The following is a 9,736-nucleotide window of genomic DNA, read 5'->3' on the forward strand; positions in this document are numbered from 1 at the left end:
GAAAACGCGGGTAATCCAGGGGTGACAGCGCATTGAACTTCGACGCTGCGTGCGCTGACGCCTTCAAAAGCAACTGTGTAGGCAAGCGCGACCATTCGGGTTTCTCCTGTTAACCACGCTGGCGTAGCGGAGAAACCCTTTAAGATTGGTAAACAGGGTTGCTAATTGTTGTTTAAACGAGGGCCAAGAAGGCGGGCCACGCTTTCGGATCTGCGACGGTTTTGTCGCGACAGAACGGATTGCAAAAGCCGAAAATACGGCCGTCCATTTCCATAAGATGTGTGATCGCTTTCCCGGAATAGGGGCATGTGGCGTTCTCGAGTGTTCCTTGTTCAACTGCTTTTGCCGCACGAGGTCTGGGGCCGGGGCCAATCTGTTTTTGGATAGTCCTTACGATGCCAAGGCAGATCGGGGCCAAGCACCATTCCCATCGCGCGCCAGCGTCGAAACGCGGGATCTGCGAGGTGCGCTGCGACGTATGCCGAAGCCTCTGGCCCGACCGGCAAAGAGTATCCAGCGATGCGTCCGGCAACGGGAGCAAAGAAAGCATCGGCAGCGCAGTATTCACCTAACAACCATGGACCATCGCTTGATTCGTGACTACGGGCATAGGCCCAAATCGCTTCTAAACGCTTCAGATCCGCAAGAACGTCGGTGCTGGGGGCACTGTCCGAATAGCACACGCGCAGGCTCATCGGGCACTCAGAGCGCAAGGACGTGAATCCTGTGTTCATCTCGGACAAAAGGGTGCGTGCGATTGCACGGGTCTTTGGATCACTTGGCCATATGCCCGCGTCTGGGTGACGTGTTGCAAGTTCTTCGGCAATCGCTGCGGCTTCGGAAATAACTGCGCCATCGTCGGTCACCAATGTTGGAACCGTGCGCGCCATTCCGATTTCAGACATCTGATCTGCGACGTCTTAAGCGGCAAAAGGGATCATTTTGCTTTGTGCCTTTAGCCCAAAACGGTTCACTAGAAGCCACCCCCGTAGGGACCAGCTCGAATAGGCGTAATCGCCAATATATAGATTATAGCTCATACGCGGCAGGCTAGCGCGCACCGATATATCTTCGCAAACAATGAATTGTGAAGAAGTCCATCACGGACAATGATTGATCGCACCAGTTTGCCATGCGCTGTCTTTGATCAAGACTTCGGTGACCGACAGATTGTCGATGCGCTGGGCGAATGTTTCGTAGGCTGCCAATCCTGTCGCACGTTGCAATTGGCTAAGGACGACACCGAAATGGCAAACAACGATTAGGTCGCTTGGGTCGTCAGCAAGCAATTGATTCACCGCTGGCGAAACGCGCGCACGCACCATGTTCCAGCTTTCGCCGTTCGGTGGTGCGATGTCACCGGGGTTTTCATAGAACGCGCGTACCTGATCAGGGGTGTCTGCAGACACGTCTTTGAAACTGCGATTTTCCCAAGCGCCAAAGTGCATTTCGCGTAGGTCGCTGTCATGGGCCAAACGCGTTCTTTCCGCTTGGATTGCGTTTGCTGTTTCGATTGTTCGTACTAGGTCAGAGGATACAATGCGGGCGGCTTTAGGAAGATGTGCATCCAAACGTGCCAAAGCCTTGGTGTCGGATAGATCAGCGGGTAAATCGGTCCAGCCAATCATGCCTTTTGCGTGGGTTGGACCATGGCGCACAAGGAAGAGGCGCTGCATCACAGTGTACCTTTCAGAATTTGGGGCAAGCCTGCGATCACGTTGACTACTGTGTCGGCTTTTGTGGCAAGACGCTGATTCAACTCGCCCTGTTTCTGGCAAAACTTTCGTGACAAAGCGTCAGCGGGAACAATGCCAAGACCCAATTCGTTGGTGACGATCACGCAATCGGCTTTGCAGGATTTAAGCCCGTCAATCAATGCCTTCTCAGCCACGCTTATGTCGGTTTCGTCCATTAAATGGTTCATCAACCACATGGTCGCGCAATCAAGCAGGACCGCTTCGTTTGCGTGCAGATCTGTCAATTCATCCGCTGGCGACAGCGGGGTTTCCAAGGTCTTCCAACCCGTGCCGCGCATTTGTTTATGGCGCTCTACTTTCACACCCATTTCATCATCCAGAACACGGGCTGTCGCCAGATAGACCCGCGACAATCCGCTTTGAACGATTAGGTTTTCGGCAAAGGCGGACTTGCCGGATGCAGCACCCCCAATCACCAAAGTGAGTTTCCCAAACATTTTTATCCGCTCCAAGTGATCCGAATTACTGCCCCCCGCGTATCTTGTTTAGCACCAGATTAAAACTACCCGCGCTCGGCGATGGGGTTCAAATGCACTGGAGGGGAAAAGATATGGCCTTGGATAATGTTGGCGAAGCACGGTTTTCACGCAAAGCAATGAAAGCGGAAATGCTGGATGCGGAAACGGAATTGAAACTTGCCTATGCTTGGCGCGACGAGCGCGACGAGGCTGCGTTGCACCGCTTGATCACAGCTTACATGCGCCTTGCCATTTCCATGGCCTCCAAGTTCCGCCGCTACGGCGCGCCGATGAACGATTTGATCCAAGAGGCCAGCTTGGGCCTCATGAAGGCCGCGGAAAGATTTGATCCCGATCGCGGCGTACGCTTTTCCACATATGCAGTTTGGTGGATCAAAGCGTCGATCCAAGACCACGTGATGCGTAACTGGTCTATGGTGCGCACGGGCTCAACGTCTTCTCAAAAGTCGCTGTTTTTCAACATGCGCCGTGTGCAGGCGCGTCTTGAACGTGAAGCACAGCAGCGCGGTGAAGAGTTGGATCGCCATCAGCTGCACCAGTTGATTTCGACAGAGATCGGCGTATCGATGAACGATGTTGAAATGATGCACGGTCGCTTGTCTGGTTCGGATTTCTCTCTGAACGCGACGCAATCTGTTGAGGATGAAGGCCGCGAATGGATTGATGCATTGGAAGATGATGGCGCACAAGCAGAAGAAATTGTCGAGAACGCGCATGACACAGCGCAGATGCGCACATGGTTGTTGAGTGCGTTGAACAACTTGAACGAACGCGAGCGTTTCATCGTGCGTGAGCGCAAATTGCGCGATGATCCGCGTACGCTGGAAAGCCTTGGTAATGAGCTTGGGCTGTCCAAAGAGCGAATTCGCCAATTGGAAGCGGCGGCGTTCCAAAAGATGCGTAAATCGTTGGAAGCCGAGGGCGAAGAGGTCCACGCGTTCCTTGCGTGATGCGCTAGCGCTTGTAGTGATCGCGCGCGCGCCGTAGCTTATGCGAAATAGCTATTGAGGCGCGCGCATGCTTTCTTCCAAACATATTCTTTTGATCATCGGTGGTGGAATCGCTGCGTATAAATCGCTGGACCTGATCCGTAAGCTGCGAGAGCGCGGTGCATCCGTGATCCCTGTTTTGACGCGTGCGGGATCAGAATTTGTGACGCCCTTGTCTGTTTCTGCGCTGTCTGGGGCAGAGGTGCATAGCGATTTGTTCGATTTGACCAAAGAAGCAGAGATGGGACATATCCAATTGTCGCGCTCGGCTGATTTGTTGGTAGTGGCTCCCGCAACCGCGGATTTGATGGCAAAAATGGCCCAAGGGCGCGCTGATGATTTGGCGTCTACTTTGCTGCTTGCAACAGATACGCCCGTGTTGATTGCACCCACGATGAATGTGCGCATGTGGGATCATCCTGCGACACAGCGCAATCTGGCAACGTTGCAAACAGACGGTGTTTCTGTCGTTGGTCCTAATGAGGGTGATATGGCGTGTGGCGAATACGGCCCAGGCCGTATGGCAGAGCCTTTAGAAATTATTGAGGCGATTGAAGCGGCGTTTAGCGATGGGCCTTTGAAGGGTAAGCGCATCCTTGTGACGTCTGGTCCGACGCATGAACCGATTGATCCTGTGCGCTACATCGCTAATCGCTCATCAGGTGCGCAAGGCACTGCGATCGGCGCAGCCTTGGCGCGCCTTGGGGCAGACGTCGTGTTTGTGACAGGACCCACGGATATTGAACCTCCAGCTGGCGTGCAGGTTGTTAAAGTTCAAAGTGCTGCCGAGATGTTAGAGGTGGTCGAAGCGGCGTTGCCCGTCGATGCGGGTGTCTTTGCTGCCGCGGTTGCCGATTGGCGTGTGGCATCTGAAAGCGCGTCCAAGATCAAGAAGAAAGATGGCAAGATGCCAGTTTTGGAATTTGCCGAGAACGTCGATATTCTGGCACGTGTGAGCCAGATGAAGGACAGGCGTCCGTCTTTGGTTGTCGGTTTTGCAGCTGAAACAGATGATGTGATCGTCAATGCGACCGCCAAGCGAAAGCGCAAAGGATGTGATTGGATTGTTGCAAATGATGTGTCCCCTGAAACAGGGATCATGGGTGGTTCTGAAAACGATGTCGTCTTGATTTGCGAAGGTGGTTCTGAGGACTGGCCGCGTATGGGCAAAGATGCTGTGGCTGAGAAGTTGGCGTTAAAAATTGCTGATGCTTTGGTGCGTTGAGAGTGCTGTCATTAAGTTTATTTAGAAAGATGAAGAGGCTTGCGCATGCGCATTGAATTCGTTTGGGACGAGGGTGCGGATCGTACATTGGGCTTGCCGTTCTACGCAAGTGTGGGTGCTGCAGGCGCGGATTTGCGGGCCAATTTTGCGGATCGCGGCGAGCTTGTTTTGGAGGCCGGAGCGCGTGCTTTGGTGCCGACAGGTCTGCGCATGGCGATCCCTGAAGGGTTTGAGGTGCAAGTGCGGCCCCGCTCTGGATTGGCTTTGAAACATGGGATTACCTTGCCGAATGCGCCGGGAACGATTGATAGCGACTATCGTGGGCCCTTGGGCGTGATTGTTATGAACGCGGGAACCGAGCCTTTCACAATTTCGCACGGCGCGCGGATCGCACAGATGGTTGTAGCGCCTGTAGTGCGTGCTGATTTTGAACTTGTCGAAGATCTATCTGAAACACTGCGAAGTGATGGCGGCTTTGGTTCAACAGGGCGCGATTGATGCTTTTGGTCTTGATCCTTGCTGGTGGAATTTATGGACTTGGTGCGTTCATGGGCGCGCCCAAAGCCCAATGTTGGACTATGATTGGAGTGTTGTTTGCCGCAGTGATTGGCGTGTTATTTCTGTTTCCTGAGGGGCACGGACTGCGAACAGCGTTTGGTGGAACGCCCGCACCTTATCTTTTGATCGTGGGGTTCGCGGGTCTTTTCTTGCTGTATCGCTTTGGCCTAAATACGTTGCGCAAACGGATACAAATCAAGGACGTTCGCCCTGAACCAAAGGGTACGTTTAGTGCAACTGAGCTAGAGCGTTATGCCCGCCATATCGTCCTGCGTGAGATCGGTGGCACGGGGCAGAAAAAGCTCGAAAATGCGAAGATCCTCATTGTTGGGGCAGGGGGCCTTGGTGCGCCTGCTTTGCAATATTTGGCGGCGGCGGGTGTGGGAACGATAGGGGTGATCGACGATGATATGGTCGAGAACGCAAACCTACAGCGCCAAGTCATTCATCGCGATGAAGATATCGGGACGCCCAAAGTCTTCTCGGCGCAAAGGACAATGCTGGCACAGAACCCCTATGTGGACGTACGTCCTTATCATCGTTGCTTAACAGATGAGATCGCCAGCGACTTGTTTGCAGATTACGATGTGATTCTTGATGGCACCGATAATTTCGAAACGCGCTACCTGATTAATCGAATTGCTGTCGCGCAAGGCAAACCGCTTATTTCAGGCGCGTTGAGCCAATGGGAAGGGCAATTGAGTGTCTTTGATCCCACAAACGATGCGCCTTGTTATCAATGCATTTTCCCAAGCGCGCCGTCGGCAGAGCTTGCGCCCTCGTGTGCAGAGGCAGGCGTTGTTGGGCCACTTCCTGGTGTGATTGGTGCGATGATGGCGCAAGAAGCGATCAAGTTGATAACTAGCGCTGGCACCGTGCTGCGTGGTGAAATGCTGATCTACGATGGTCTTTATGGGGAAACGCGCAAGATGCGGCTGAAACCGCGCGCAGATTGTTCCATTTGCGGTGGTTGAAGAATCTGAAGTGAGCGCCATAGTGTGCTTAGCCCAATCAAGGAGATCACACATGAAATTTGCAACAACATTGGCAGCATTCGGTTTTGCAGCCCTTGCCACAGTCGCAACAGCGGGTGGACATTTGCCCAATCTAAATGGGCGCGACGTCGTCGTCGTAACGGAAAACGCATACCCCCCATTGCAGTTCATTGAGCCAAGCACAGGCAACGCGATCGGCTGGGAATACGATGCGGTCGCTGAAATCGCCAAGCGGATCAACATCACGGTTGCTTATGAAAACATCTCTTGGGATGCGATGATCCCTGCGGTGTCTGGTGGTCAGTTTGATATGGGCATGACGGGAATTACCATCCGCGATGATCGCAAAGAAAAAGTGGATTTTTCTGACAAGTACATGACCTCTGAAATGGTCATGTTAGTACGTGGTGATGAGGATCGTTTCACGGATGCCAAAAGCTTTGCTGCTGATGCGGATCTGATGATGGCCGCACAACCGGGCACGACGCCGTTCTATGTTGGTGTTTACGATGTGCTTGATGGCGACGAAGCCAACCCGCGTATCCAGTTGATGGAAACGTTTGGCGCGACAGTGCAGGCTCTGCGCACGGGCGATGTTGATCTGGTTTTGACAGATGGCACGGCTGGCAACGGCTACGTCGAGGCGTCTGATGGCGGTCTAAAGATCATTGGAGAAAAGCTGGGTACAGAAGATTTCGGGTTTATCTTCCCCAAAGGGAGCGATCTGGTTGAAGCGATGAACGCGGCGATCGCAGACATGACTGCCGATGGCACGATTGCTGCGCTGAACAAGAAATGGTTCCTCGATTATAAAATCGGTGGCTAAGCCAAGACGCTCAAAGGCGCTCTTTAAGAGAGCGCCTTTTTTACGGACATATCCCTCAACATGATGCCCTCCCCTCAACAGGACGACGATTTTCCGTGGTGGCTTTTGATTGCTGCGTCGATTGGGCTGTTCTTTCTGTATCGAATTTTAACGGATGACCTGCATGCGCAAATTCTGGGTACGCTCACCAAGGGTGCGCGCGTTACGATCTTCGTGACGCTTGTGGGTTTTGCGATGGCCTCCGTCTTGGGGTTGTTATTGGCGCTTGGCTCGATGTCGAAGTTCCTCGTCGTGCGGCAAATCACGCGTTTTTACGTTGAAATTGTACGCGGCATTCCGATGATGGTTTTGCTGCTTTATGTGGCTTTTGTGTTGGCCCCTGCGATGGTGGCGCTGCGCAACTACCTTGGGGATGCCCTTGGACTTGACCCCATTCGGATGCGTGATTTCTCGCTTCTATGGCGGGCTATTATCGCATTGATGATCGGCTATTCTGCGTTTATTGCCGAAGTGTTTCGCGCAGGCTTGCAAGCGGTTGATCCAGGTCAGATCGAGGCTGCGAATGCGCTGGGCCTTAGTCGTTGGCAGCGCTTTCGCTTTATTGTTTTCCCGCAAGCGATCCGCATGATCCTGCCGCCGCTTGGCAATGACTTCATTGCGATGATCAAGGATAGCTCGCTGGTGTCCGTGCTCGGGGTTTTGGACGTCACGCAGCTCGGCAAGGTCACTGCAGCTGGCAATTTTCGCTATTTCGAAACCTACAACGTGGTCGCGTTGGTTTATTTGTTCATGACTGTTGGCCTTTCGCTGGTGCTACGCAGGCTTGAGGCACATTTGCGCAACAAGCGGGGCTAGCAACTGGCGCGCCTGCACCCTAAGTCTGATGCAAAGGAGACACCTCATGACCAACCCATTGCTTCAAACGTGGACGACCCCGTTTAAAATTGCACCCTTTGCAGACATCGAGGACGATCATTTTGCGCCCGCCTTGGATGAGGCTTTGACAGCCCACATGGCAGAGATCGACGCGATTGCCGCCAGCAGCGATGCGCCCACATTTGAAAACACCATTGAAGCGATGGAAGGGGCAGGCGAGGATTTGGACAAAGTGTTGTCGGTTTTCTATTCCCTCGCGGGGGCGGATAGCACGCCAAAACGCCAAGAATTGCAGCGCGATTTTTCACCGCTTTTGTCTGCGCATAGTTCGGCGATTTCCGCAAACGAAGACCTGTTCGCGCGGATAGAACAGCTTTGGAATGCACGTGACACGCTTGATCTGTCAGACGAACAGGCCCGCGTTTTGATGCTGACCCACCGTGGTTTCGTGCGCTCTGGTGCGGCATTAAAGGGCGACGAAGAACAACAGATGAAAGACGCCAAGTCGCGGCTCGCTACATTGGGGACGCAGTTTGTGCAGAATTTGCTCAAAGATGAGTCCGATTGGTCGATGCCGCTGCCAGACGCGGCGCTCGCGGAACTCCCTGATTTTGTCCAAGACGCGGCACGTGCGGCTGGCGATGAAAAGGATGCAGGTGGCCCTGTGGTCACATTGTCACGTTCGATCATCGTGCCTTTCCTACAGTTCAGCCCGTATCGTGATTTGCGACAGAAAGCCTATGCGGCTTGGGCTGCGCGTGGTGCAAATGGTGGTGAAACCGACAATCGTGGGATTGCCGGTGAAACGCTGAAGCTGCGCGAAACGCGTGCTCGTTTGCTCGGCTATCCAGATTTCGCACATTACAAGCTGGAAACCGAAATGGCCGGCACCCCTGATGTGGTGCGTGATTTGTTGATGCAAGTTTGGGAACCTGCAAAGGCCCAAGCAGGCAAAGATGCTGCGATCTTGGAAACAATGTTATACGCCGATGGCATTGATGGACCGCTAGAGCCATGGGATTGGCGCTATTATTCTGAGCAACGCCGTAAGGCAGAGCATGATTTGGACGAAGCGGTCCTCAAGCCATACCTACAGCTAGACCGTATGATCGAAGCCAGTTTTTCCTGCGCTACGCGTCTGTTTAACCTAGAGTTCAAGCAACTTGATATCCCTCTTTACCACGCCGATTGTCGCGCTTGGGAAGTCTTGCGCGACGGCGAACATGTTGCGGTTTTCATCGGGGATTATTTTGCGCGTGGTTCAAAACGCTCTGGTGCGTGGTGTTCTGCGATGCGTGGACAGGCGAAGAAACCAAAGGTCCAAGCGCCGATCGTGATCAACGTCTGCAATTTTGCAAAACCATCCGCAGGCAAACCTGCGCTGCTCAGCTATGATGACGCACGCACGTTGTTTCATGAGTTTGGACATGCACTGCACCAAATGCTTTCAGACGTAGACTACGAAAGCGTATCTGGCACATCGGTTGCGCGTGACTTTGTGGAATTGCCGAGCCAGCTCTATGAACACTGGCTCGAAGTCCCCGAGGTTCTGGCCGAATTTGCGACCCACGCGGAAACGGGCGAACCGATGCCGCAGGACTTGCTTGATAAGGTTTTGGGTGCTGCGACTTATGATATGGGCTTTTCCACGGTGGAATACGTCGCCTCTGCGCTGGTTGATCTGGCGTTCCACGAGGGTGATGCAACCTCTGATCCCATGCAAAAGCAGGCCGAAGTTCTAGAACAAATCGGAATGCCCCACGCTATCGGGATGCGCCACGCGACACCCCAGTTCGCGCATGTGTTTGCGGGCGACGGATATTCCAGTGGCTATTACAGCTACATGTGGTCCGAGGTGATGGATGCCGACGCGTTTGAAGCGTTCGAAGAGGCGGGTAGCCCGTTTGATAGCGCGACGGCCAAGCGCCTTGCGGATACCGTGCTTAGTTCTGGTGGGTCGAAAGATGCGACAGACCTTTATATGGCGTTCCGTGGGCGGATGCCGGGTGTCGAGGCGCTTTTGAAGGGCCG

Annotated in this window: 9 protein-coding genes and 2 pseudogenes; 7 read left to right on the forward strand and 4 right to left on the reverse strand. The window is 53.6% G+C overall.

The genetic code is table 11. The features are described 5' to 3' along the window. The 4 genes and pseudogenes from QZ279_RS11045 to cobU all read right to left on the reverse strand — a co-directional run. Window positions 1–95, reverse strand: a pseudogene (locus QZ279_RS11045) (ATPase); the annotation flags it as partial. A 77-nt stretch (window positions 96–172) separates the two neighbouring features. After that, a pseudogene (locus QZ279_RS11050) lies at window positions 173–1,040 on the reverse strand (glutathione S-transferase). Between the two features lie 60 nt (window positions 1,041–1,100). Further along, a complete protein-coding gene (locus QZ279_RS11055) occupies window positions 1,101–1,676 on the reverse strand; it encodes a histidine phosphatase family protein (RefSeq protein ID WP_293450800.1) in 576 nt (191 codons plus the stop codon). Then, window positions 1,676–2,194 (reverse strand): bifunctional adenosylcobinamide kinase/adenosylcobinamide-phosphate guanylyltransferase, encoded by a 519-nt coding sequence (gene cobU, locus QZ279_RS11060; RefSeq protein WP_293450802.1) that lies wholly within the window; start codon window positions 2,192–2,194, stop codon window positions 1,676–1,678. Before cobU ends, QZ279_RS11055 begins: the two co-directional genes overlap by 1 nt. A 113-nt stretch (window positions 2,195–2,307) precedes the next feature. On the opposite strand from cobU, the gene QZ279_RS11065 reads away from it, so the two are divergent. From QZ279_RS11065 to QZ279_RS11095, 7 genes are all read left to right on the forward strand, one after another. Further along, entirely contained in the window at window positions 2,308–3,186 is an 879-nt protein-coding gene (locus QZ279_RS11065) for an RNA polymerase factor sigma-32 (protein WP_293450804.1), read from the forward strand. 67 nt (window positions 3,187–3,253) lie between these two features. Continuing rightward, window positions 3,254–4,450 carry a bifunctional phosphopantothenoylcysteine decarboxylase/phosphopantothenate--cysteine ligase CoaBC gene (gene coaBC / locus QZ279_RS11070; RefSeq protein ID WP_293450806.1) on the forward strand — a complete coding sequence of 399 codons (1,197 nt, stop codon included), beginning with the start codon at window positions 3,254–3,256 and terminating at the stop codon, window positions 4,448–4,450. Between the two features lie 45 nt (window positions 4,451–4,495). Beyond that, window positions 4,496–4,948 (forward strand): dUTP diphosphatase, encoded by a 453-nt coding sequence (gene dut / locus QZ279_RS11075; RefSeq protein ID WP_293450808.1) that lies wholly within the window; start codon window positions 4,496–4,498, stop codon window positions 4,946–4,948. Further along, a complete protein-coding gene (gene moeB, locus QZ279_RS11080) occupies window positions 4,948–5,982 on the forward strand; it encodes a molybdopterin-synthase adenylyltransferase MoeB (RefSeq protein ID WP_293450810.1) in 1,035 nt (344 codons plus the stop codon). Before dut ends, moeB begins: the two co-directional genes overlap by 1 nt. A gap of 52 nt (window positions 5,983–6,034) precedes the next feature. Beyond that, window positions 6,035–6,829 (forward strand): transporter substrate-binding domain-containing protein, encoded by a 795-nt coding sequence (locus QZ279_RS11085; protein ID WP_293450812.1) that lies wholly within the window; start codon window positions 6,035–6,037, stop codon window positions 6,827–6,829. A gap of 63 nt (window positions 6,830–6,892) precedes the next feature. Beyond that, window positions 6,893–7,684, forward strand: coding sequence for an amino acid ABC transporter permease (locus tag QZ279_RS11090; protein WP_293450816.1), 792 nt, complete (start codon window positions 6,893–6,895; stop codon window positions 7,682–7,684). A 46-nt stretch (window positions 7,685–7,730) separates the two neighbouring features. After that, window positions 7,731–9,736: M3 family metallopeptidase (locus QZ279_RS11095; protein WP_293450814.1), on the forward strand; the 2,006-nt coding region annotated here is incomplete at its 3' end.

It is taken from the genome of Planktotalea sp. (assembly GCF_018607965.1).
In the GTDB taxonomy this organism is placed as follows: Bacteria; Pseudomonadota; Alphaproteobacteria; order Rhodobacterales; family Rhodobacteraceae; genus Planktotalea.